The following is a 22,626-nucleotide window of genomic DNA, read 5'->3' as shown; positions in this document are numbered from 1 at the left end:
ATGTGGGAATACGCGATATTTATTATCGCTTATCTGCTGGGGGCCATTCCTTTTGCTTATTGGGCAGGCCGCTATAAGGGAATGGACGTGCGCAAGCATGGCAGCGGGAACATAGGAACCACCAACGCTTTTCGTTTGCTGGGGGCAAAATTGGGAGTTCTCGTCCTTTTGGGGGATGCTTTAAAGGGAGCCTTGGCCGCTTATCTGGGCTATCGCTTTTTTGGTCCTTGGGGAGGGATTATAGCCGGATTACTGGCTATGGCCGGACACAGCTGGAATCCCTTTTTTGGCTTTAAACCCAGTGGCAAAGGGGTGGCCTCGGGCTTTGGGATCATTCTCGTTTTGATGCCCAAGATTACTGTTATGGCCATTGTCCTCTTTGTTTTGGTTGTCTTTTTGACACGTTATGTTTCCGTGGGGTCCGTGTTGGCTGCCTTAACCGTGGGAATTCTTGTTTTTCTTTTTAATGAGCCCATGGCTTATAAAGTGTTTGCCGTGATCGCTGTCAGCGGCGTGGTGATTCGTCACCGAACCAATATTCAAAGAGTTCTTAAGGGAACGGAAAATAAATTTAACCTAAAGCGATAAGTGTGGGAAGGGGGATTACATTGGCTAAAATAGCTGTCTATGGCGCAGGCAGTTGGGGAACAGCCCTGGCCGTTTCCATGGGTAAAGCAGGTCATGAGGTTGCCTTAGTAGGGCGAAACCTCAGCGAGATGGATCTCATGGAGCAGAGACGCGAAAACCGTCCTTATCTGCCGGGGGTGGTGCTGCCCCCAACAGTGCGCCCCACAGGGGACGCAGGGGCGCTTGAGGAAGCGGAAATGCTGGTGCTCAGTGTGCCCTCCCATAGCGTACGGGAGACGGCCCAAAAGATCAGGGCCTATCTCCAACCGGGAACCATCGTTGTGAACACGGCCAAAGGGCTGGAGGAGGGAAGTCACAAGCGGCTTTCTCAGGTCTTGACTGAAGAACTTCCCCATCATCCCATCGTGGTTTTGTCCGGTCCCAGCCACGCTGAGGAAGTAGGCAAGGATATGCCGACCACGGTTGTGGTGGCTTCTCAAAACAGTCAGGCTGCGGAAGCTGTTCAGGATATGCTGATGACTCCTAAATTCCGCGTCTACACCAATCCGGATACCATCGGTGTAGAATTGGGAGGAGCTTTTAAAAATATTATTGCTCTGTGTGCCGGCTTTGCCGACGGCTTAGGCTTTGGGGATAATACCAAGGCTGCCCTGATGACCCGGGGGATTGCTGAGATTACCCGCTTAGGTGCGGCCATGGGAGGGAACCCGCTGACCTTTGCCGGCCTGGCCGGAGTGGGGGATCTTATTGTAACCTGCACCAGCCGGCATAGCCGCAATCACCGGGCTGGGGTTGCTTTGGGCGAGGGTAAGCCTTTGGAGCAAGTCCTCAAAGAGGTGGGTATGGTGGTGGAGGGCGTTCGCACCACCCGCGTTGCCTACGAGCTGAGCCGTCAGTATGAAATCTCCATGCCCATCACAGAACAGGCTTACCAGGTTCTTTTTCAGGGTGCCGATCCCAGGGCGGCAGTATCTGCTCTGATGATGAGAGGCAAAAAGCACGAGATTGAGGAAGTGGCTCTGATTGCCATGGAACAGGGTTCTTATCAGGAGAATGGCCCGGATGATCATGGTGAGTAAAACCTGAAGGATTGAATGATGGAAAATGTCGGGAGTATCGTCAGACTCTTTTTAATAAAGGGTTGGCGGTGCTCTTTTTTTGCAGATATATCCTCTTACAGTTCCGAAATTCGTAATCGATTCCGAATTTGGGTTAGCTTTTTGTACCCTATTTTTCGTTGAAATGGAATATATTGCTTGATCTTTACATAGCAATGATAAAGGATTGGGTGGTGAATTCGGATGAATTCAAGGAGAAAATTAATTTATCAGGGCAAAAAGGAATTTTGACATAATTGCCCAAGCCGGTCAATATACTTATACTGCGTAATGTGCTAGTCCAGTTATCCGGTATCCATCATCTTGTGTCAGGGAGGTGGGGGGATAAGGTGGGGGCCCTTCCCCGGTTTTGGGACAGCACTCAAAAGGGAGGGAATTTTTGTGGAAAAAGTGGACATTTTTAAAGATATTGCTGAGCGTACAGGGGGCGATATCTACCTCGGAATCGTTGGGCCAGTCCGCACTGGGAAGTCCACCTTTATCAAACGCTTCATGGACCTCCAAGTCCTGCCCAATATCATGGATGTATTTGAGCGGGAGCGGGCGAATGATGAACTTCCCCAAAGTGGTTCAGGAAGGCAGATCACCACGACGGAGCCTAAATTTATTCCATCGGATGCGGTAGAAATTCTGATTAAAGACAGCATCCAAATGAAAGTTCGTTTAGTGGATTGTGTCGGCTATGCTGTGGAAGGGGCTATTGGCTACGAGTCGGAAGATGGTGAAGAGCCTCGTCTGGTTCGGACCTCCTGGAGCGATGAGCCCATTCCGTTCCAAGAAGCGGCTGAGATTGGCACACGCAAAGTGATCACAGATCATTCCACCATCGGTATTGTCATTACCACAGATGGCTCCATTACCGACATTCCCAGGGAAGCCTATGTGGATGCTGAAGAGCGAGTCATTGAAGAGCTGAAACAGTTAGGAAAGCCTTATGTGGTCGTTATGAACACCACTCGTCCTTATTCGGAAATGACCATGGAGCTGAGCAGCTCACTCGAAGAGAAATATAATGTGCCTGTTATTCCGGTCAATTGCCTGGATATGACTCCGGAAGATATTACGCAAATTCTCGAAGAAGTTCTTTATGAGTTCCCGGTAGCAGAAGTTAATATTGAGATTCCTAAGTGGGTTGAAGAGCTGGAATCCAGCCATCCTGTCCGGGCCAGCTTCGAAGAGGCTGTTCGCCAATCCGTTGAGGGCATCCGCCGTATCCGCGATATCGATATGGCCCTGGATAAACTGGGGGAATGCCCCAATGCTCAGGATGTTCTGCTTAAGCAGATGAACCTGGGAACGGGGATCGCCGAAATTGAAATGACGGCTATTGATGGACTCTTTAAGACAGTCCTCGAGGAAATGACCGGAGTCAATGTAGAAGGGGAACACACCCTGATGAGGCTGGTCCTGGATTACAGCAAGGCCAAAAAGGAATGGGATAAACTGGCCCCGGCCATCGAAGAAGTGCGCAGCAATGGCTATGGCGTAGTAACCCCCCATCTTGACGAAATGTATCTGGAAGAGCCGGAACTGGTGAAATCCGGCGGGCATTATGGCATCAAGCTGAAAGCCAGTGCTCCCTCCCTCCATATTCTCCGGGCGGATGTTACCACAGAGATTACTCCTCTGATCGGAACAGAGAAGCAAGCTGAGGATTTAGTTCGCTATATCCTTGATGAATTCGAATCCGATCCCAAGAAGGTGTGGGAATCCAATATCTTTGGCAAGTCCCTGCATGACTTGGTCCGGGAAGGGGTACAGACGAAGCTTTACCGGATGCCGGAAAATGCCCAGCACAAGCTTCAGGATACCTTACAAAGGATTGTCAATGACGGCAACGGCGGTCTAATCTGCATCATCATCTAGCCCAAAAGTGAATCAAGGGGACAGGTCCCGTTTTTCATTCATGAAAAACGGGACCTGTCCCCTTGATTCACTCTTGCTATAGGATAGACATTTGCTTATAATGGTCACTAATAACACCTGTAGCCCCATAGTTCAGGAGTAGGGAGCGAGAGCCAGTGGCGGGTCAGAACCGGAATAAAGATTTTTTAATCGTCAGCAAAGATATACTCCCCGAGGCCATCCTCAAAACAGCCCAGGCTAAAGAACTGTTGGTTAAAGGGGATGCAAATACGATTAATGAGGCTGTGGACCGGGTCCAGCTGAGCCGCAGCGCCTTCTATAAATATAAGGATGGGGTTTTTCCCTTCTATGAGGCCAGCAGGGAAAAGATCATTACCTTTTCCCTGACTTTGGAGAATACGGCAGGGGTTTTATCCAATGTGTTGAATACCATTGCCCGTTTTAAGGCTAATGTGCTGACCATTAATCAGGGAATCCCTCTCCAGGGGATCGCTAATGTCACCATATCCGTGGAGAATATGGGGATGGTGGATATCCCGGAAAATCTATTATCGGCATTAGGTGAGATAGACGGGGTTCGGAAAATAGAGGTTATCGGACAAAATTAGCTGATAAAATAAAGTGTGTGTTGCCAACTTATGTCTTGCATTTTTTTAAAACATGTGTTATTTTATATAAGTCCCTCAAATACGGGATGCAATCGGGGCGTGGCTCAGCTTGGTAGAGCGCTACCTTGGGGTGGTAGAGGTCGCACGTTCAAATCGTGTCGCTCCGACCATTAACGAAATTAGAGAAATCCGTAAACTTGCTCCAGGCAAAGATTTGCGGGTTTTTTTATACCCGGAGAGGAAGGGGTGCATGAACATATCGGGCTTTATTTTGGGTGTGATATTGATACTCTCTGTTTACGGAGGTGTGAACTATTATATCGGGAGAGGGCTATTCCAATGGCTTAGCTTGCTTTTTCCGTATATCAACGCCAGGGTTTACGCAGGTATCTATCTGTTTTTTGCTTTATCTCTGATCCTTGGTTTTTTGCCTCTTTCTGCTTCCCTAAAAAAGATCATGAGTTGGATAGGCGCACATTGGATGGGTGTCTTTATCTATCTGTTCTTATTTTTTATGGTGGCAGATTTGGTGATAGTATTAGGAAGTATCCTCAAGGTAATTCCCAGGCCTATCCCTCAGAATATCCGTTTCTATGCGGGCCTGCTTGTGATTTTATTAACGGCCGGCCTGGTCAGTTATGGGCTTTATAACGCCAATCAAATCAAATATGTTTCCTATGCCGTTCAAACAAAAGACACGACCTTAGCGGCCGATATGAACATTGTCCTGATCAGCGATCTGCATTTGGGTGCTGTCAATTCCGAAAGAAATCTGGAACATATCGTTCAGGGTATCAATCAGTTGGAACCGGATCTTGTCTGTCTGGCCGGGGATATTTTTAACGATGATTATCATGCGCTGCGCAATCCTTCCGCAGCCATTGAGCTGTTTAAAAGTATTAAGGCAACGTACGGCGTCTATGCCTGCCTGGGCAATCATGACGGGGGCAAAACCTTTAACGAAATGATGGGTTTCCTTGAGCAAAGCAATATCAAGCTTCTGAATGATGAATACGCCATAATTGATGAGCGGCTGGTTTTGATCGGCCGGTTGGACTCTTCACCCATCGGGGGCTTTGGGGAGCTGAAAAGAAAAGATATGACGGAGACCATCGCTTCCCTGCCGACCAATATACCCGTTGTCGTCATGGATCATACTCCCTCAAACCTTGACCAATATGGCCCGGAGATTGATCTGGTCCTTGCCGGGCATACACACAGAGGTCAGATATTTCCAGGCAGTTTGTTCACAAACGCCCTATTCGTTGTCGACTACGGGCACTACCAAAAGGATGCCGACAGCCCCCATGTTATCGTGACGTCGGGTGCGGGGACCTGGGGGATGCCCATGCGGATCGGTACCCACAGTGAAATCGTCAGTATCTTATTGCGTTAGAACGCAAGGGGATTCAATTAAATCTTCTTGCTATACCTTGATCATCTATGTATAATGTACATAGATGATCAAGGTATATTTATAAGGAGAGTGGCACGATGAAAATTGATAAAGGCTTGATTGGTGGCAGCACGAATCTTTTAGTGCTGACTTTGCTTCAAGAGCAGGATCGGTATGGTTATGAAATAATCAAGGAGCTGGAATCCCGTTCGGACAGTACCTTTCTGTTCAAAGAGGGGACACTCTATCCCGTTCTTCATAAGCTTGAAAATAACGGATTAGTCACCTCGTATATGGTGAAAGGTGAAACAGGTAAAGAGCGGAAATACTATAAAATAACCGGTAAGGGTCAAAAGCAGCTGGCGGAGGAGAAGCAGACCTGGGAAACGTTCTCGGTTTCAGTAAACAAAGTCATAGGTGGTAATGTCCATGCCTTCTCCTGAGCTTGATAATTTTTTGAGAACTGTTCTATCCTATGTTAAATTTTCCTTTGACAAAAAGGCCATCCGTTCTGAACTGGAAAGCCACCTTTGGGATAGAATCGAGGACTATCTTGAACAAGGCTATGAGGAAGAAGCCGCCGTACATTTAGCGGTGGAGGGTATGGGGGAGCCAAAGGAAATTGGCATAGAGCTCAATAAACAGCATAATCCGCTCATTGGCTGGTTATGGTGGTTAACCAATAAAGCGGTTGTGTTATTAGTTGCCATTAATCTCTTGATTTATGGAATACCTATCACGGACTCTTTGCTGGCTGATGATCCAGCCAAGGATATTCCCCCTACCGACATAGTCTATGATTTAAAGGTTGATGAAAAAGTATATTTGGATGATACAGTGATTGAATTTACCCGTGTTATTCTGAAAAAGAATGGGGAATTAAGCATTATCTATAAATATTACGATACCCGGTTCTGGGGGAGAGGATGGAGCTTAGGCGGAATCGGCAGGATCTCGGACAATCTGGAAAATGAATATTGGAGTGGCTCCGGCAGCAGCAACGGAGGAATTGTCACGAAAGGAATAAGAACCTTTAAGGATTTTGATAAAACAGCGGAGATCTTAATCATCAGCTATGATCACTTCAATAGAAGTTATCGGGTTGAAATCCCGCTGAAGGCCGGTGATGTCCATGAGTAGATCTAAGAAAATCATGCGCAACATGCTCCTGATGGTTGTGTTAGGCGCTATGTTTATTCTGCGTTCGGGCCTCTACCTGAGTCCGCTGTCAGCCCATGAACATTCTGAACGCAGCATCCATTATGGACCATCGAAGGTTGTGCATATGGAGGACTTTGACAAAGGTAAGTACATTTTGGGGAAATACGATCGATGGGTATCCTGTAATACGGTAAAAAAAGAGCTCTTCTTTTTTTGGAGCTTTGGCAATAACCCCGTCGGCTTTGAAAATGATCCTACTAAGGCAATAGACTATACGATGGATGGTTCTTTTAATGATGGTCATTATGATTTCAAACTTTATGGAATCGCCAATGACCCCAGAATTAAGAAGGTTGAGATTATCCTAAGGGATGGAAGGATTTTGACTCAGACTGAATTCTACGGGGATTTGTTTCTTTTTACCTGGCAGACCGATGAAGATGCTCCGAATGGGGGTCTAAAAGAGGTTCGTGGTTATGGTGAAGGGGACAGTATTTTATTTCGTGCCGAGAATGAAGTGGGCTAAGGGATGTGGTAAGATAGTTATGATGTGATTAGGCTAAGGAAGGATGAGGAATGTATTGAAGAGGCTGGACTTTAACAAATTTGTGGAGGCAGATTTTACTTATATGCGTTTTGTTCACGTAGCCAAACAGGAGAGTCAAATGGGAATGAGAGAGCGCATTGACAGGGAACTGGCTGTCATGATCGATGATTTGATGGCCATCAACTTAGAGTATAATAATGTGGGCAAGCAGGTCCTGGCTATTTGGCAGGGATACTGGATGGCCATATCGGCCCTGGATATCGATGTGGAAGATTAATTCCGCTGAGAATCCAGGTTGGCAAATAAGGCATAAAGGAAGCGTGCCAGGGCAGGACACGCTTCCTTTATGTATACTAGGCTGCATGGTGTTGAGTAGTCTGCAGAGCCTTTTTCTTATTTTTTTGGTGACCAAGAAGCAGGACGATGGTTATAAAGACGGCACTGAGGCCCCATTCAAGGAGGGCGCTTTCACCAATGAAATGCTTTACATAAGGTTCACCCACCAACATAGTTACGGCTGTGTGGGTTATGACTGCAGCGCCGAGGGGAATAATGATCGGAAAGCGGTTGATGGCCTTGATAACAAGGGTGCTTCCCCAGACCACGATAGGGATACTGATGCACAGTCCGAAAATAACCAGAAAGGGACTTCCGTGAGAAGCGCCTGCTACGGCTAAAATATTATCCAGCCCCATAATAAAGTCGGCAATAATAATTGTGCGGATGGCTCCCCAGAAATTCACAGCACTTGCTACATGCTCCCCTTCTTTATCATCGGTAAGGAGGTTGTAAGCCATCCAAACCAGGAGAACACCGCCTACAAACATTAAACCGGGAATCTTTAATAACCAGACAGCCACGATGGTCGCTAAAGAGCGGATCAGGATTGCCCCACCAGTACCGATCAGAATCACTTTTTTCTGGGAGTCACGGGGTAGGTTTCGCGCTGCCATGCCGATGACAATGGCATTATCACCGCCAAGAACCAGGTCCATAAGTACGATGGATAGTACGGCTGAGAAAAACTCCGGGCTAAAGAACTCCATTTCTTTCATCTTCTCTCTTTTTATTTTTTTCAGTACCAGAATGGAATAAGCCTTTAACAGCAGCGGTATAAGGAGCAGTTGTCAGGAATGCGGGCATAAAAAAAACCTTTACCCGGATGGGCAAAGGTCTCGCTAACAACTGTGTTGCCAACAAAGCCGGGACTTTTAGTCCGTGAATGACGACTTTGCTGTACAGCTACTCCCCTTTGGACTTAATATTTTTAGTATAGCAAGGCTGAGGACAATCTTCAAGATTCCTCAAAAGTTTTTTCGTAGTCACACCAATTTCCGCTTCGTTAATATGCTGATAATGGAATAGAGATTATTCCTACTATTAGGTATTGGAGAGGAGAAACGGAAATGGCGTTATTAAGTTACAACAGAAGCATCATAACCAACGAAGCAGAGGCAACTTTTGTGCCGCTCACAGGCATACCAACATTAATTCTGGAGTTCGGTCTTTCTGTACCCGAACCAGCCAATTTTGTAGAATTGCAGACATCTGTTGGCTGGCAGGTTGTGAATACCATTGCCGATTTTCAACCCACCCTTAGACTGGTCGTTTTGCAGGATGGGCTCGAAGTAGGGGCTGCTCACCAGGAAGCCCTTGCAGACGGTGACGATGAACCGGTGGAAATGTTGGCAGCCTTCCAAACGGTTCTGACCGATGTAACGGTCGGTCATCATGTTTACCAAGTGTTGGTTTATAACCTTCAGCCCGCTCAAGGGGACATTGCCGTCACAGGCCCAGCTACGATATCCGGCAAAGTTATCAGCTAGAAACAAGCAGGGGACACTTCGGTGTCCCTTAACTTCATTAACCCGGCAGGAAAAGGCTGCCCCACAGCCGCCATTTATGGATGTCAGGGAGAAGGGGGATGATCCTCCGGCTTGACGGTTTCGGGGAGTTCATATTTATAGCCGCTGATCATGGAGGAGACAGTACCATCATCATCCAAAATATCCTGACGAAAGACCATATAGAGATGGCCGAGGAGAAAGGCGGCATAGCCCCAGGCAAACAGGTGATGGATCATTCTGACTTGACTTTCACTGCCTATCGCCGGGATCAGCCAGGAAAAAAGACCGAGAGCTCCACTGGGCGTGGCGGTGGCTCTCATGGCAAAACCGGTCAGGATCATGACCAGACTGGCCACCCAGATGAAGACAAGATACATCAATTGAGCCATGGAATTATGCCCGACATGGGTTGTATGTTCACGGGTTAAAAAGAGATAGTATTTTAGAGTGGCTACGGCATCCTGCCAGAACTCTTTGCGCCAAAACCGCAGCTTGGCGAACTCATTGCCGACCACAAACCAATACAGGCGGAAGAGAAGATTGGCTGTAAAGATATAAGCAGTTATCCCATGCCAATAGCGCATATTGCCCATGAAGAAATTTCCCACCGCTTCCCCGGGAGAGCTCAGGATGGGATTGCCAATATACAGCCCGGTTATAAACAGAACCACGATGGCGGCGGCATTGATCCAGTGGAAGAATCTGACCGGCCATTGCCACACGTAGATAGGAGAGCGGAGTTTTGAGGGACTCCCATCAGGTTGATAGTTTTTGGCTTCAGCCATGGGGCACACATCCTTTGTCTAGAGAACTTTTACTTTGGCTAATTCTTCTCCTGCCGGAGAGATGAGATGAGTCGCGCAGGCTAAACAAGGATCGAAGGAGTGGATGGTCCGCAGCAGTTCCAGAGGTTGATCCGGAACGGCCACAGGGGTATCCAGGAGAGAGGCTTCGTAAGGGCCTTTGACCCCTTTCTCATCCCGGGGAGCGGCGTTCCAGGTAGTTGGGACCACAGCTTGATAGCTTTCCACTTTGCCGTCACGGATTTTGACCCAGTGGGCCAGAGCACCCCGGGGCGCTTCGGCAAAGCCAACCCCTTGTGCTGCAGCCGGCCAGCGGCTGGGTTCCCATTTCTCCGGATTGAAGGTTTGACTGTCCCCTGCTTTAATATTAGCCAGCAAATCCGCGTAAAATCCGGCTAAATGATCTACAGAAAGTTTAGCCTCCAGCGCCCTGGCCAAGGTCCTGCCCAAAGTAGAGAATAAAGCGGTAATGGGAAGGTCTAAGCGCTGTAAAGCATCGTCCACCAACCCCTTGATGGGCTTATTGCCCCGGGCATAGCCCACCACAAAACGGGCCAGGGGACCCACTTCCATGGGATGCCCCTGCCAATGGGGAGTTTTGATCCAGCTGTATTTTTTATTCTCATCGAGATTATGGTAGGGCGGTCTTGGCCCGTCATAAGCCGGAGCAGTCTTGCCCTGCCAAGGATGCAGCCCGGCCTGAGGATCGTCGTATTGGTACCAGGAATGACTGACGAATTCTTTGATGTGTTCGGGGTCTTTTAAGTCTACATCATAGACTTTGCTCAGATCCCGGTTTAAGACGGCACCATTGGGGAAGAGGAAGGAATCAGGCTCCCGGATATCGGTCATCGGGACACCGCCGTAGCAAAGGAAATTGCCGATGCCGCCTCCCCATAAATCCCCTTTGTAGAAGCCGGCAATAGCAAAGAGATCGGGAAGGAGGACTTTATCCACGAAGGTTTGGGCCTCATCGATTTTGGACTTGACGAGATTTAATCGTTCCATATTGATCACATGAACATCATTCATATTGATAGTGGAGGGATGACCTCCCACACAATAATTAGGGTGAGGGTTTTTGCCGCCAAAGATGGTGTGGATTTTGACGATTTCTTTCTGCCAATTAAGAGCTTCAATATAGTGAGCCACTGCCAGCAAATTGGCTTCTGGAGGGAGACGGTAAGCAGGATGCCCCCAATAGGCATTGGCGAAAATTCCTAACTGCCCGCTTTCCACCAGTCCCTTGACTTTGTTCTGGACATCGCGGAAGTAACCTGCTGAGGAGTTGGGCCAATCCGACAGGGACATGGCCAGTTCGCTGGTGGCTTTGGGATCGGCTTTAAGAGCACTGAGAACATCCACCCAGTCGAAACCATGCAAATGATAGAAATGAACCACATGATCATGAACCATTTGGGTAAGGGTCATGATATTGCGGATGATGTTGGCATTCTTAGGAATCCGATAGTCAAGAGCATCCTCAACGGCACGGATGGAGGTGAGGGCATGAATGTGGGTGCAGACGCCGCAGATTCTTTGGACAAAGGACCAGACGTCTCTGGGGTCCCGGTTCTCGACGATTTTTTCAATGCCTCGAAAGATAGTTCCCGAGCTTAAGGCTTCAGTGATTTGAGTTCCTTCAACCACCGCTTCGATTCTTAAATGCCCTTCTACCCGGGTCAGGGGATCAACGACAATTCTTGTAGCCATAGATTCCAAACCTTTCTTTACTATTCCTGTTTTTGTCTTTTCTCACTGGTTTTGGTGGCAATGGTCGCCGCGGCATGGGCTACCACGCCGACTCCGGCCACTCCCAGAGCGGCCAGGCCCAGTTCGTCGGGATTTTTGCCGATGGCATTATTGGGGATGTCCGCCAGATGAGTATAAAAGGGTGTGCTGGTATCGTACCAGTTATTTTCGGAGCAGGCCATACAAGGATGACCTGATTTCACAGGGAAGCTGATACCCCCATTCCATTCCATGACCGCACAAGCATTGTAAGCCACGGGCCCTTTACACCCCATCTTGTAGAGGCACCACCCTTTTTTAGCTCCTTCATCATCAAACTGCTCCACAAATTGACCGGCATCAAAGAAAGCCCGCCGGGTACACCCGTCGTGAACCCGCTTGGAATAGAAAGCTTTGGGGCGGCCCTGACTGGTTAGTTCAGGAATCTCGCCAAAGGTCAGATAATGCACGATGGTTCCGGTGATCACTTCAGCGATGGGCGGGCATCCCGGTACATCGATGACCGGTTTGTTTTTGACAATACGGCGGATGGGAACGGCTTCCGTAGGATTGGGGTAAGCCCCTTGAATACAGGCATTGGTGGCACAGGAGCCATAAGCAATGACTGCGGCCGCTCCATCGGCACATTCCTTGAGAAGATCATTGGCGGTCATTCCGCCAATGGTACAGTAGACCCCGCCGTCCCCTAAAGTGGCGCTGCCTTCGACCACTAAGACATAGTGTCCATAATAATCCTGCATGGCTTTGAGCCGGGCGGACTCAGCCTGTATTCCTGCAGCAGCCTGGATAACTTCCATATAATCCAGGGATATCATATTCAAGATGAGATCAGAAATCAGGGGATGAGCACTGCGCAGAAACGATTCGCTGCAACATGTGCATTCCTGCAGATTTAAATAAATCACTGGAACCCGGGGTTTTGTTTCCAGCGCTTTGACTATTTTGGGGACAGCTGAAGAATCAAGACCCAGCATAGCCGCGGTGAGTGTACAGAATTTTAGGAAGTCACGCCGTGATATGCCTCTGCGGCGGGCCCAGCTATAATAGGTATCCTCGCCCAAAATTATCCCTCCCTGACGCTGTAATTCAACCTATTGTTTTGCATAAAGTGGTAAATTATACATAAGACGGCCGCTTCTGTCCTCAAGCCAATGCTCTGCATGTGTTCAATCTTGGTTATTCCGGTAATACTAAGAAAGGCTAAATTGATGGAGAAGGTGAAGGGATGAGTCTTCTTATTAAAAACGGGTTGGTATGGCTTCATGAACAAGAGGATTATTTTAAGGCTGATATTCTCATTAAGCACAGCAAAATCAAAGAGGTGAGGCCGGTAATTGAAGGAGAGAAAGGAATCCCGGTTCTTGATGTGCGGGAGGGCTATATTCTACCGGGATGGATTGACTGTCATACTCATCTGGGGATTATCGAGGAAGCAACAGGAAAAATCGGTGTGGATAATAATGAAATATCCGATCCCATTACTCCGAATCTGAGAGCAATCGATGGGGTAAATCCCATGGACATAGCCTTTAAGGATGCGGTTCGTCATGGCATCACCACCGTCATGTCCGGACCGGGAAGCGATAACCCGGTTGGGGGCCTCAACATGGCTTTCAAGACTGCGGGGCGAATCATCGATCAGATGGTGATTAAGAATCCGGTAGGTCTGAAGATAGCCCTGGGAGAAAATCCTCTCACCACCTATGGTGCAGATAAAAAATCCCCGGTGACCCGGATGGGGACGGCCTCTCTGATTCGTGAACTATTCATGCAAGCTCAGGATTATATGAGCTTAAAAAAGGCGGATAAAGTGAAGAAGCGTGATGTCAAGCTGGAAGCTGTGATTCCCCTCTTAAGGGGTGAAATCCCCCTGCGGGCCCATGCTCATCGCGCTGATGACATCATAACCGCTGTGCGCATTGCGGAAGAATTTAAGATCGAAAAACTAGTGATCGAGCACGGCACAGAAGCGGATCTGATTGCCGACTACCTGTTTGAAAAGAAAGTCGCGGTGGCTTTGGGCCCCATGCTGACCCCCCGCATCAAGATGGAGCTGCGCAACAGGAATTATGCTTCGGCTCTTAAATTGATGGACTCAGGGTTAACGGTGGCCCTGATCACCGATCATCCCTACAACTCTATCGAGCAATTGCGGACCATAGCCATCCTGGCTGTGGCCGAAGGCCTCTCCCCAAAAGATGCTCTCAAATGTCTGACGGTCAATCCGGCTGAAATTCTGGGATGTGATGACCGTATCGGCAGAATCGCCGAAGGGTATGATGCCGATCTGGTGGTCTATGATCAGGAACCGCTGAGTATTAACGCTAAAGTTCTGCAGACGATCATTGATGGGAGGATTGTCTACTCGGCCTAAGACACAATTCATAGTGACCATCATAAGATAAAAGTGAAAACCTGAGAAATGGAGAGCAAAGCGGCAGAGAGTTCGTCATATTCCGGAATTGGAGCGGAATAAAGGGTTTTATGGGATAAAGTTCACTTTTTTATTGACAAGCGGCCACATTGTGCTACAATTGTTTTCGATAGGAATTTGGGTCACCGGACGTTGGGTTCGGCTCGGATTCCTTCCATTTTGCTTTTGTAAAGGGGGCAAAGATGACAAAATGAGCAATTCTCTGGGACGTCATGTGTTGGCTGAAATCTATGGTTGCAGTTTCGAGATTCTTAATAACCGCGAAGAAGTCGAAGCAATCATGGTCAACGCAGCCCTGGAAGCAGGCGCAGAAGTACGCGAGGTGGTATTTCATAAGTTCAGCCCGCAAGGTGTGAGTGGTGTGGTGGTCATTTCCGAATCCCATCTAGCCATCCATACATGGCCGGAACTTGGTTATGCGGCAGTCGACGTATTCACATGCGGGGATCAGGTCAATCCCTGGGATGCCTGTAATTATTTGACCGAGCAATTTAAAGCAGGTCATATGACAGCTACGGAAATGAAACGTGGACTGGTGGAAGATCCAAAAGAAGCGGTAAATCTTTAGGAGGGATATTTATTTTATTCCAGACTGAGATAAGGCTGGCATAATAGACCTTGTGACGGGAAAGTTACAAGGTCTATTGTTTCGCTGTCAGAAAGCATAAGCTTGCGCTATATACTTTCTAAGCATAAGGGCAACCAGCGACTTCGCCTCATTTGAGAGAATACGTTTGAGGAACAGCGAAGCCGGGTTTTCTTTATGAATGATGGAATGTCAATATTTGCTAAGTAATTGCGGGATGATTTATATGAACTTGTAAAAAATAATGTTATTGATCCCAGGAACCTTGACAGGGGCAGGATTTTGATGAAAAGCCTCGAATATTACTTAGATTAGCCTCAAATATTAAGGAGAGATTGCCTTGTTGCTACTGTCTGAACACTTCAAGGAGGAGCTTGAAGAAATAAAAAGAACCCTTCGACGTGAAATCAAGCTCAAGGCTGCTGAATTTGACGAACTTGTGGAATTGAATTTTGGTGAACTTGAGAATAACGCCTGCCCGCTGATTGTCCTTGCTGTGAGCCAAACCTTTGGCGGTGCGGCCCGTTCAGCTATTGGCCTGGCCACAATCTTTCAATACATATTTATGGCCGATCAGGTTCATCGCCTGATGAAGGATGATCCGGATCTGGAAGAAAGTAAACGACAATTCCCGGTTCTTGTAGGAGATTTTCTTTATGGAAAGTTTTTTCTGAGTTTGTGTAAAGAGAAAATGCTCCATTTCCTGGCCCCTTTGGCTAAGGTTATTGAAAATATGAATCAAGGAGCAATCATCCGTTGGTTGTCGAGGGATAAAAAAGTAAGTGATGGCGAATATATAAGAACTATTGAGATGGAAAGAGCATCTCTGACCGGCCTTGCGGCACGGTTGGGGGCGGAGCTGGCCGGCTGTCCGCTGAAGGTGCAGGAGCAATGTGAGACCATAGGCTGGAATTTGGGGATTGCCTGGGCGGCGTCTCAAGAACGAAGGTCGGGCGGGGTGGTTGACTTTGCGCTGACTGAGGCCAGATCGATTCTCCGGGAGCTCCCCGATCACAGAAATCATTCTTTAAATCAATTAATCGATTATATTGAAAGCAATGTACAGGTTAAAACTCTGGAGTTGAATTATAGATAGCAAACAGGGTTGTCTTTGTCAGCAAAGCAATTCCGTGCTAAAATTGAAGAGAACTTAGAAGTCGCAATTATTTCAAAAATGCGTGCTGAATAAAAGTAGAAGGATTATGGGAAGGATGTGTGGGGATGCGCAGGCGGAAACGTGTGGACGAAAATATGCCGCTTATGGAGCATATTAGCGCATTACGCAAAGTTTTCTTATTTGCAGCATACGGAGTCATTTTAGGTACGGTTGTCGGATGGATATACAGCGATCAGGTTTACGCATTCCTTGCCAATCCAGTGATTCAACTGGGTATAGAATTAATTACAACTACCCCCATGGAACCCATCATGGTTAAGCTGAAAGTATCTATTGTCGTAGGGGTAGTCATTGCTTTGCCAATAATTATCTGGCAGATTTGGAGTTTTATTCTCCCGGCCTTAAAGCAAAATGAAAAGAAATACCTTTATATGATTGTACCCAGCTCGGTTATCCTGATGTTAGCCGGTATTGCTTTTGCTTTTCTCTTTGTTATTCCTATCGGGCTTAAATTCCTGCTGTTTACCGGCCAAGCTGTTGTCACTTCAACTACCTTAGTGACAAAAGCGTCGTATTTATCCTTTATTATCCGTTTTCTTTTAAGCTTCGGTTTGATTTTCCAACTCCCTGTTATCCTGCTGCTTTTGATTCGTATTGGCGTCCTCTCCCCGGATAGTCTGGCTAAAAAGAGGAAGTATGCCTTCTTTGGGATTGTCGTGGTGGTTATGCTCATTTCACCTACTCCTGAGATTATGACTCAGGGACTCATGGTGCTGCCCACCTATATGCTGTATGAGGCTAGTATTTGGCTCGGTTACATTGTGGCACGAAAACGAGAGAAAGCGCTGGAAGGATAGGGGGGTAAGAGATGAGTTTTAATGAACTTATTATATTAATGGTTATTGCCTTGGTATTATTTGGCCCTGAAGATCTTCCCGACGTGGCTCGTGCCATTGGCAAAGTGGTTTTTGAGGTTAAGAAAATTGCCGGAGATATGACAAAAGAGTTTCAGGATGCTGTGAATACCCCCAGCAATGTCCTCAAGAAGACCTTGGATGACACACTGAAAACCCCGGCACCCAAGAAAAGCACCCAGGAAGTGACAAAGACGGCAGCGGCAGCCCCTTCAACCGCGGCAGCGGTTGCACCGGAAGCTGCAGATACACCGGAAGCTGCAGATACGCCCAAGGATGAGAATGCAACACCCAATAAAGATGACGAAGAATTATTAACCTATGATGAGGATCCCCTTGCGGAACTCCCACAAGACATGGTGTCCTACGAAAAATAGGGTGCAAGCAGGTGAACCAAGATTGAAACAACTTTGGCTTTTTAACCAAATCAACTCCGATCTGCAGAGGGTTGAGAAAGAACTTCATGCTTATATAAAAACAGATTTTCCTATACTGGATCAATCCGCTGTTCAACTACTGGAAGCCGGTGGAAAGCGGTTGCGCCCGGCTTTTACCCTTTTAGCAGGAAAATTCTATGGCTATCCCATTGACAGGCTCCTTCCGGTGGCTATGGCTTTAGAATTGATTCACATGGCCACTCTGGTTCATGACGATGTAGTGGACGCGTCAATGACCCGGCGGGGACGGCCGACAGTTAAAGCAAAATGGGGAAATGTAGTTTCGATTGCTACCGGGGATTACCTATTGGCTAAAGCGCTGGAGCTGCTTGCTCAGATTAATCATCCTGAAGTATCCAAGATTCTTGCTGAAGTCAGTGTGGAAATGAGCCAGGGAGAGATCCAACAGATTAAAGCTTCCAATGATGTCAATCAGAACTTGAAACAGTATTATTATCGTATTAAGCGTAAAACGGCCATGCTTATTTCGGCCAGTTGCAAACTGGGTGCTCTGATTTCTGCTGCTCCGCGGCGGGAGGTTTGGGCTCTGGGTGCTTACGGACACGCTCTGGGTATGGCTTTTCAAATCGTCGATGATGTCCTGGATGTCACCGCTGAAGCCTCCGAACTGGGCAAGCCTGTGGGAGGAGATATCCGTCAAGGAATTATGACTCTGCCTTTGATTCTTGCCCTGCATCAATCCGGGGAGAGGGAGCGTCTCCATGAATTGCTGGTCAAACCGGAGAAAGATGAGGATGACGTCAGAGAGGCCATTAAAATGATCAAGGACTCCGGAGCAATTGCTGACTCCATGCACTATGTGGACTTATATATAAGTAAAGCCAATTCTTACCTTCAAGAGCTGCCCAATGTACCGACCCGGAAGGCTCTCGTGGATTTGGCTTATTTTGTGAAGGAACGCAAGTTTTAGGGTATATTCAAAGATAGGTAAAATTTATTGCACTTGCATCTAATTTGCCCAATGAATACTGAGACCGAAAGAAATCAGCCTGGAGCTGATGGACTTCGGTCTTTTCGATAGGTTTATAATTGTGAATTTTTAGTGAAATAATAATGAGAATGCAAAAATTACCGAAAGCTAATACTTTGCAATAAATAATTTCTATGGTATTCTTTATTACGAAGACAAGAAGCAAAGGCAAAGGTTATGAACTAATAAATAAATATAATATGTCGGAGCTTTTTGTGTGAAAAAATGGGTAAGTACTAGAGGGAATTAGAGAAAGGGGTTGTTCCATGTGTCAAAGCTCGATGTAAAACTAAAACGTCGTACAGCTTTAAAAATCGGGGCTTTAACCGCAGCTGCCGTGGCAGTTGGTGTGCCGATGGGAAGTTTGAAAGAAGCGAGTGTTAAGGCTGCAGGAACGGAGTCGAGTGAATCCAAGCAATTAGGTTTTATGTATGACCAAACAAAATGCATTAATTGTAAGTTATGCGCCAAAGCATGTAAAGAAACGAACAAATGGGAGCCCGGTGCCGAATGGCGTAAGGTATATGTAGCAGAGCCGGCAAGCAACAAGGTGTATCTCTCGATGAGCTGCAATCACTGTGCCGATCCTGCCTGTATGGCAGTATGCCCTGTCAAAGCCTATACGAAACGGGATAAAGACGGTATTGTAGCCCATAATACGAAGAAATGCGTGGGCTGTGCCTATTGCCTCTATGCCTGCCCTTACCATGCACCACAGTTTGTTAAGTCCGGTACTGGAGCAGTAACTAAATGCAGTTTCTGTGCCGAGATTCAGGACCAGGGGGGCAAACCTGCCTGTGTATCCGCATGCCCGACCGGTGCATTAACCTATGGTGATATTACTGAACTGAGGAAAACTCCCGGTGCTGTAGCTCCGGAAGTCAATGGTCTGCCGCCGGCCAGCATCACCAATCCTTCATTAGTGATTATTCCGAAGGTATAAGGAAAGAGGAGGAGGAAAAAACATGCATCTTCATTGGCAATGGTTAATCGTTATATATCTCTTTTTAGGTGGTTTAGGTGCCGGAGCATACCTCACTTCTTATGCTGCCGGGAGAGGCTGGTTAGGGAACTCACCTGCTTTGCAACGGGCCGGATATTTTATAGCTGCCCCCATCGTGGCCTTTGGTACAGTGCTTTTAGTATTTGACTTGGGTCAGGGACTAAAGAAACCCTGGCTGCTCATCGGCCTTTTAAGTAACTTCTCCTCAGTCATGACCTGGGGCGTATATATTCTTGCCCTCTTCATCTGTGTGGGGTTAGTGGTTGCCTTCTTTGTCTGGAAGAAAAAAGCGATTCCCGGTGCGTTAGAGCATCTCGGAGCACTGCTGGCTTTCTCGACATGTGCTTACACAGGTTTGCTCGTTGCCGTGGTTGAAGCGATTCCTTTCTGGAATACCTATGTTATGCCGGTATTATTCGTTGTTTCTGCCATTTCCACAGGTCTTTCCATTACGGTCCTGGTCGGCAATATCATTGATAAGGGCGTACATGCCGATGAGTACAAGATTTCCAAGCTTCACTTCTGCCTTGTCAGCGTTGAGATCATCCTCGTCGCCTTTATCTTCAGCGTGGCCAATGCCGGTGGCGGGGTGAAAGCCGCTTCTGCCGCTCAAGCCATTTCCGGCGGGCTGGCGCTTTGGTTCTGGCTGTTCCTTGTGGTACTGGGACTGGTGGTGCCTCTGCTGATCTCAGCTTTCGCAGTGAGAAAACTTGGCAGGTCCGCTCATACCGGTCATGCTCTGCATGCGGCAGCTGGAAGCGGCAACACCGTGGCCTTAGAGCAAGGGCAAGGCTTGGCCAATGTGCTCCTGCTCAGTGATGCTTTGGTTGTTCTGGGGGGATTTGTGCTGCGCTATGTGGTCATCTTTGCAGCACTGCCTATTTGGAACGGTACTTTAATGTAGTTTAGAATTCATAGATTGGGAATAGAATAGGGAGGCAAAGCTCGCAATGCCGGTGATCAGGGTTGAAGAGCTTTGCCTCCTTTTTTGACACTTTATGTACTTTTTGTAACTTAATGGGGGAGATCTTAATAAATCCTTTTTCAACCCTTAACAAACCCTTACAGAATCCTATGGAAACCCTAAATGAATCGTGATTTTTCTGTGAAACAAACTTTCATCCTAGGCTAACCTGAGAATATATAGTAAAATAATACATAAAATAATCCTTTGAATAATTCCATAATTTATACTGGAGGTTATTATGAGCAATAGGTCTGACGGATTGATTGAAAAAATTTGGGACATCTTCAGCTCAATGAAAACAGGGTTGGTATTACTCGGAATCGTTGCACTGGTTTCAGGGATAGGAACTCTGGTACCACAGGAATCCCTCGATCCCGAAGGAGCACATGCAGTTGCTGAGATTTGGAGAACTTTAGGATTTACCCATATCTATTCTTCACCTTTGTTTCAATTCTTATTAGGTCTACTCTGTATTAATCTCATTGTGTGTAGTGTACAGCGTTTTGGGGGAATCTATAAGTTGACATTTAATCCCGAGGCTCCCCGGGATAAGTCCAGTCTGCCTCAGAAGATTAGCGCCAAACTATCTGGGCAGACTGAAGATGTCCTAAAACAAAGAACTCAGGAAGTTCTTAAGAAGAAGGGGTTTCGCCTTACCGAAGCGGCAGGCGAAGGTCAATGGAGTTTTACAGCACAGAAGCGGCGCATGGGCAGTTGGGGCTCCTTCATCACTCATCTTGCTTTTGTCATCTTAATCCTTGGTGCTCTGATCGGGTCCCTCTCCGGCTTTAAAGGGTATATGATGGCCGGTGAAGGAAGCGTGGTTCCCATTCAGGAGATTGACCTCTATAAAGGCCAGGTAAAAGAAAACTTTATGGTTAAGATCAATTCGGTGGAAGATAGGATTCTGCCCAGCGGAGAGAGGGATAACTGGTATACCGATCTTAGTATCATTGAATCAGGTACAGAGGTTCACCGCCAATCCATTTCTGTGAATCATCCCTTGACCTATAAGGGTGTAACCTTCTACCAATCCAGCTATGCGCCGGGAGCCCAATTTACTGTGGAAATGGGCGATAAGACCTTTCCGGTAGCACTCCAGAATGGGTATGGTTATTTTAATGCACCGGGAACCAATCTTTACTTTGTGCTGGCGGCCATGAAAACAAGCCCCCAAGAGTCCGTGATCCTTTATCAGGTTTTTGATGAGCAGAGGCAGTTGGATATGGGGCAGCTCACACCGGGAGAATCCAAGAACATCCAGGATGCTTATACCATAACCTTTGATAAAGCGATAGCATTCACAGGATTACAGATTAAAGCAGATCCCGGAGTAGGGATTGTCTGGCTGGGAAGCGGCCTTTTAATGGTGGGATTGCTTTTATCCTTCTACTGGCGGCCTGTTCGGATAGCAGGTGTTTTGGAGGCTAATCATGAGACCCAGGAGGCAACCTTGACTTTGGGAGCTTACACCGGAAAGCTGAGCATGGGAGTCAAAGAAGAGTTCGACCGCATTGTTGCTGAAGTAGAAGGAATATCATAATTTTGTGTAAAGGAGTCGATATCGTTGGGCGGATCCATGGAAAATTTCGAAGTCATTTTATTTTATATCATGGTTGGAGCTTACATAGGAAGCACCGTCTTCTATTGGATCGGGATGGCTGCTAAAAAAGACGTCGTTACCCACCTGGGTACATTCGCTGCCATCATCGGACTGATAGCCAATACAGCGGCCATCGCTTTGCGCTGGGTGATTACGCAGCGGCCGCCATTAACCAATGGTTATGAATTTATTCTTACCTTCTGTTGGGGAATTGTCATTATTTATATCTTTGCGGAGTTCCGCTATAAGATTAAAGCTCTGGGCAGCTTTGTCATGCCTGTAACCTTCATATTGCTTATGTTTATTATCATGAAAATGGGCCCTTCGGAAAGAGTGGCTGGAGCTATCCCACCGGCTTTGAAAAGCCAGTGGTTGACCTTCCATGTGTTCACTGCTATGCTGGCCTATGGAGCCTTTGCTATTTCCTGCGGTTTGGGAATCATGTATCTGCTTAAAACCGGCGCCGGTTCCCATGAAAAGCATGAAAAAGAAACCTGGCTCAACCGTTTCCCCCCTGAAAATGTTCTGGATGAACTGGCTTATAAGATGATTGGCTTTGCCTTCCCGATGTTGACCCTGTGTATCGTTACCGGCGCTATTTGGGCTAACTATGCCTGGGGCACCTACTGGTCCTGGGACCCCAAAGAAACCTGGTCCCTGATCACTTGGATTATCTACGCTGCCTACCTCCATGCCCGTTTGATGTATGGCTGGAAAGGAAAACGGGCGGCTTGGATGGCCATCATTGGTTTTGCAGCCGTGTTGTTTACATTCTTTGGGGTGAATTACCTGCTTCCAGGGTTGCATTCTTACGCCTAAAGAAGAGCTTGTTCATAAAAACACTTAATCATCCCATAAGAAATTGCTTGTTTTTTAGTTGGGATTTTC

Annotated in this window: 24 protein-coding genes and 1 tRNA gene; 21 read left to right on the top strand and 4 right to left on the bottom strand. The window is 47.2% G+C overall.

Annotation, left to right across the window (positions count from 1 at the left end):
* The 10 genes from plsY (at nt 1) to DHAF_RS16825 (ending at nt 7,561) form a co-directional block, all read left to right on the top strand.
* Nucleotides 1-588 (top strand): glycerol-3-phosphate 1-O-acyltransferase PlsY, encoded by a 588-nt coding sequence (plsY, locus tag DHAF_RS16870; RefSeq protein WP_005811145.1) that lies wholly within the window; start codon nt 1-3, stop codon nt 586-588.
* 20 nt (nt 589-608) lie between these two features.
* Nucleotides 609-1,667 carry an NAD(P)H-dependent glycerol-3-phosphate dehydrogenase gene (locus DHAF_RS16865; protein WP_015944578.1) on the top strand — a complete coding sequence of 353 codons (1,059 nt, stop codon included), beginning with the start codon at nt 609-611 and terminating at the stop codon, nt 1,665-1,667.
* A 420-nt stretch (nt 1,668-2,087) separates the two neighbouring features.
* Nucleotides 2,088-3,572 (top strand): stage IV sporulation protein A, encoded by a 1,485-nt coding sequence (gene spoIVA / locus DHAF_RS16860; RefSeq protein WP_015944577.1) that lies wholly within the window; start codon nt 2,088-2,090, stop codon nt 3,570-3,572.
* Nucleotides 3,573-3,727: 155 nt separating this feature from the next.
* Nucleotides 3,728-4,180 carry an ACT domain-containing protein gene (locus DHAF_RS16855; RefSeq protein WP_005811150.1) on the top strand — a complete coding sequence of 151 codons (453 nt, stop codon included), beginning with the start codon at nt 3,728-3,730 and terminating at the stop codon, nt 4,178-4,180.
* Between the two features lie 93 nt (nt 4,181-4,273).
* Nucleotides 4,274-4,350, top strand: a tRNA-Pro gene (locus DHAF_RS16850).
* An 80-nt stretch (nt 4,351-4,430) separates the two neighbouring features.
* Nucleotides 4,431-5,576: a metallophosphoesterase gene (locus DHAF_RS16845; protein ID WP_015944576.1), complete on the top strand. Its 1,146-nt coding sequence runs from the start codon at nt 4,431-4,433 to the stop codon at nt 5,574-5,576.
* A gap of 98 nt (nt 5,577-5,674) precedes the next feature.
* On the top strand, nt 5,675-6,019 hold the full coding sequence (locus tag DHAF_RS16840) for a PadR family transcriptional regulator (RefSeq protein WP_015944575.1): 345 nt from the start codon (nt 5,675-5,677) through the stop codon (nt 6,017-6,019).
* Nucleotides 6,006-6,716: a permease prefix domain 1-containing protein gene (locus DHAF_RS16835; RefSeq protein ID WP_015944574.1), complete on the top strand. Its 711-nt coding sequence runs from the start codon at nt 6,006-6,008 to the stop codon at nt 6,714-6,716. The genes DHAF_RS16840 and DHAF_RS16835 overlap by 14 nt, the downstream gene beginning before the upstream one ends.
* Nucleotides 6,709-7,263, top strand: coding sequence for a hypothetical protein (locus tag DHAF_RS16830; protein ID WP_242659898.1), 555 nt, complete (start codon nt 6,709-6,711; stop codon nt 7,261-7,263). The genes DHAF_RS16835 and DHAF_RS16830 overlap by 8 nt, the downstream gene beginning before the upstream one ends.
* Nucleotides 7,264-7,318: 55 nt before the next feature.
* Complete coding sequence (locus DHAF_RS16825) at nt 7,319-7,561, top strand: hypothetical protein (RefSeq protein WP_015944572.1); 243 nt, start codon at nt 7,319-7,321, stop codon at nt 7,559-7,561.
* Nucleotides 7,562-7,637: 76 nt separating this feature from the next.
* Here the strand turns inward: DHAF_RS16825 and DHAF_RS16820 are convergent, their stop codons facing one another.
* Nucleotides 7,638-8,330, bottom strand: a complete 693-nt coding sequence (locus DHAF_RS16820; protein WP_011460193.1) for a TerC family protein — start codon at nt 8,328-8,330, stop codon at nt 7,638-7,640.
* Between the two features lie 360 nt (nt 8,331-8,690).
* On the opposite strand from DHAF_RS16820, the gene DHAF_RS16815 reads away from it, so the two are divergent.
* Nucleotides 8,691-9,110 carry a hypothetical protein gene (locus DHAF_RS16815; protein WP_015944570.1) on the top strand — a complete coding sequence of 140 codons (420 nt, stop codon included), beginning with the start codon at nt 8,691-8,693 and terminating at the stop codon, nt 9,108-9,110.
* 83 nt (nt 9,111-9,193) lie between these two features.
* On the opposite strand, the gene cybH is transcribed toward DHAF_RS16815, so the two are convergent.
* From cybH to DHAF_RS16800, 3 genes are read right to left on the bottom strand one after another with little or no spacing between them, the layout of a single operon-like run.
* Complete coding sequence (cybH, locus tag DHAF_RS16810) at nt 9,194-9,916, bottom strand: Ni/Fe-hydrogenase, b-type cytochrome subunit (RefSeq protein WP_005811165.1); 723 nt, start codon at nt 9,914-9,916, stop codon at nt 9,194-9,196.
* Nucleotides 9,917-9,934: 18 nt separating this feature from the next.
* The gene (locus tag DHAF_RS16805) at nt 9,935-11,647 is read right to left on the bottom strand and encodes a nickel-dependent hydrogenase large subunit (protein ID WP_015944569.1); all 1,713 of its coding nucleotides are present in this window, start codon (nt 11,645-11,647) and stop codon (nt 9,935-9,937) included.
* A 20-nt stretch (nt 11,648-11,667) separates the two neighbouring features.
* Entirely contained in the window at nt 11,668-12,747 is a 1,080-nt protein-coding gene (locus DHAF_RS16800; RefSeq protein WP_011460190.1) for a hydrogenase small subunit, read from the bottom strand.
* Between the two features lie 164 nt (nt 12,748-12,911).
* Between DHAF_RS16800 and DHAF_RS16795 the strand changes: the two genes are divergently transcribed.
* The 10 genes from DHAF_RS16795 to ccsB all read left to right on the top strand — a co-directional run bounded on the left by DHAF_RS16795 (nt 12,912) and on the right by ccsB (nt 22,557).
* Nucleotides 12,912-14,060 carry an amidohydrolase gene (locus DHAF_RS16795; protein WP_015944568.1) on the top strand — a complete coding sequence of 383 codons (1,149 nt, stop codon included), beginning with the start codon at nt 12,912-12,914 and terminating at the stop codon, nt 14,058-14,060.
* 250 nt (nt 14,061-14,310) lie between these two features.
* A complete protein-coding gene (speD, locus tag DHAF_RS16790; RefSeq protein WP_011460188.1) occupies nt 14,311-14,688 on the top strand; it encodes an adenosylmethionine decarboxylase in 378 nt (125 codons plus the stop codon).
* A gap of 358 nt (nt 14,689-15,046) precedes the next feature.
* Complete coding sequence (locus DHAF_RS16785; RefSeq protein WP_011460187.1) at nt 15,047-15,802, top strand: polyprenyl synthetase family protein; 756 nt, start codon at nt 15,047-15,049, stop codon at nt 15,800-15,802.
* A gap of 125 nt (nt 15,803-15,927) precedes the next feature.
* On the top strand, nt 15,928-16,680 hold the full coding sequence (gene tatC / locus DHAF_RS16780) for a twin-arginine translocase subunit TatC (RefSeq protein WP_005811176.1): 753 nt from the start codon (nt 15,928-15,930) through the stop codon (nt 16,678-16,680).
* An 11-nt stretch (nt 16,681-16,691) separates the two neighbouring features.
* Nucleotides 16,692-17,114, top strand: coding sequence for a Sec-independent protein translocase subunit TatA/TatB (locus DHAF_RS16775; RefSeq protein ID WP_015944567.1), 423 nt, complete (start codon nt 16,692-16,694; stop codon nt 17,112-17,114).
* Nucleotides 17,115-17,136: 22 nt separating this feature from the next.
* Nucleotides 17,137-18,105: a polyprenyl synthetase family protein gene (locus tag DHAF_RS16770; protein ID WP_015944566.1), complete on the top strand. Its 969-nt coding sequence runs from the start codon at nt 17,137-17,139 to the stop codon at nt 18,103-18,105.
* A gap of 328 nt (nt 18,106-18,433) precedes the next feature.
* Nucleotides 18,434-19,108, top strand: coding sequence for a 4Fe-4S dicluster domain-containing protein (locus DHAF_RS16765; RefSeq protein WP_015944565.1), 675 nt, complete (start codon nt 18,434-18,436; stop codon nt 19,106-19,108).
* 22 nt (nt 19,109-19,130) lie between these two features.
* Entirely contained in the window at nt 19,131-20,072 is a 942-nt protein-coding gene (nrfD, locus tag DHAF_RS16760; protein ID WP_015944564.1) for an NrfD/PsrC family molybdoenzyme membrane anchor subunit, read from the top strand.
* A 301-nt stretch (nt 20,073-20,373) separates the two neighbouring features.
* Nucleotides 20,374-21,678: a cytochrome c biogenesis protein ResB gene (gene resB, locus DHAF_RS16755; protein WP_011460184.1), complete on the top strand. Its 1,305-nt coding sequence runs from the start codon at nt 20,374-20,376 to the stop codon at nt 21,676-21,678.
* 24 nt (nt 21,679-21,702) lie between these two features.
* Entirely contained in the window at nt 21,703-22,557 is an 855-nt protein-coding gene (gene ccsB / locus DHAF_RS16750; protein WP_015944563.1) for a c-type cytochrome biogenesis protein CcsB, read from the top strand.
* The last annotated feature ends 69 nt before the right edge of the window (nt 22,558-22,626 follow it).

This window comes from Desulfitobacterium hafniense DCB-2 (assembly GCF_000021925.1).
Classification (GTDB): Bacteria; Bacillota; Desulfitobacteriia; order Desulfitobacteriales; family Desulfitobacteriaceae; genus Desulfitobacterium; species Desulfitobacterium hafniense.
The sequence above is the reverse complement of the archived record's forward strand: the minus strand, read 5'-3'. Positions and strand labels throughout refer to the sequence as shown.

What these genes read in the sequence shown, in the direction of transcription:
- DHAF_RS16840 (WP_015944575.1), top strand. Translation starts at nt 5,675, where the DNA reads ATGAAAATTGATAAAGGCTTGATTGGTGGCAGCACGAATCTTTTAGTG.
- DHAF_RS16830 (WP_242659898.1), top strand. Translation starts at nt 6,709, where the DNA reads ATGAGTAGATCTAAGAAAATCATGCGCAACATGCTCCTGATGGTTGTG.
- nrfD (WP_015944564.1), top strand. Translation starts at nt 19,131, where the DNA reads ATGCATCTTCATTGGCAATGGTTAATCGTTATATATCTCTTTTTAGGT.
- DHAF_RS16835 (WP_015944574.1), top strand. Translation starts at nt 6,006, where the DNA reads ATGCCTTCTCCTGAGCTTGATAATTTTTTGAGAACTGTTCTATCCTAT.
- DHAF_RS16805 (WP_015944569.1), bottom strand. Translation starts at nt 11,647, where the DNA reads ATGGCTACAAGAATTGTCGTTGATCCCCTGACCCGGGTAGAAGGGCAT.
- cybH (WP_005811165.1), bottom strand. Translation starts at nt 9,916, where the DNA reads ATGGCTGAAGCCAAAAACTATCAACCTGATGGGAGTCCCTCAAAACTC.
- resB (WP_011460184.1), top strand. Translation starts at nt 20,374, where the DNA reads ATGAGCAATAGGTCTGACGGATTGATTGAAAAAATTTGGGACATCTTC.
- speD (WP_011460188.1), top strand. Translation starts at nt 14,311, where the DNA reads ATGAGCAATTCTCTGGGACGTCATGTGTTGGCTGAAATCTATGGTTGC.
- tatC (WP_005811176.1), top strand. Translation starts at nt 15,928, where the DNA reads ATGCGCAGGCGGAAACGTGTGGACGAAAATATGCCGCTTATGGAGCAT.
- DHAF_RS16815 (WP_015944570.1), top strand. Translation starts at nt 8,691, where the DNA reads ATGGCGTTATTAAGTTACAACAGAAGCATCATAACCAACGAAGCAGAG.
- DHAF_RS16795 (WP_015944568.1), top strand. Translation starts at nt 12,912, where the DNA reads ATGAGTCTTCTTATTAAAAACGGGTTGGTATGGCTTCATGAACAAGAG.
- DHAF_RS16775 (WP_015944567.1), top strand. Translation starts at nt 16,692, where the DNA reads ATGAGTTTTAATGAACTTATTATATTAATGGTTATTGCCTTGGTATTA.
- DHAF_RS16820 (WP_011460193.1), bottom strand. Translation starts at nt 8,330, where the DNA reads ATGGAGTTCTTTAGCCCGGAGTTTTTCTCAGCCGTACTATCCATCGTA.
- plsY (WP_005811145.1), top strand. Translation starts at nt 1, where the DNA reads ATGTGGGAATACGCGATATTTATTATCGCTTATCTGCTGGGGGCCATT.
- DHAF_RS16845 (WP_015944576.1), top strand. Translation starts at nt 4,431, where the DNA reads ATGAACATATCGGGCTTTATTTTGGGTGTGATATTGATACTCTCTGTT.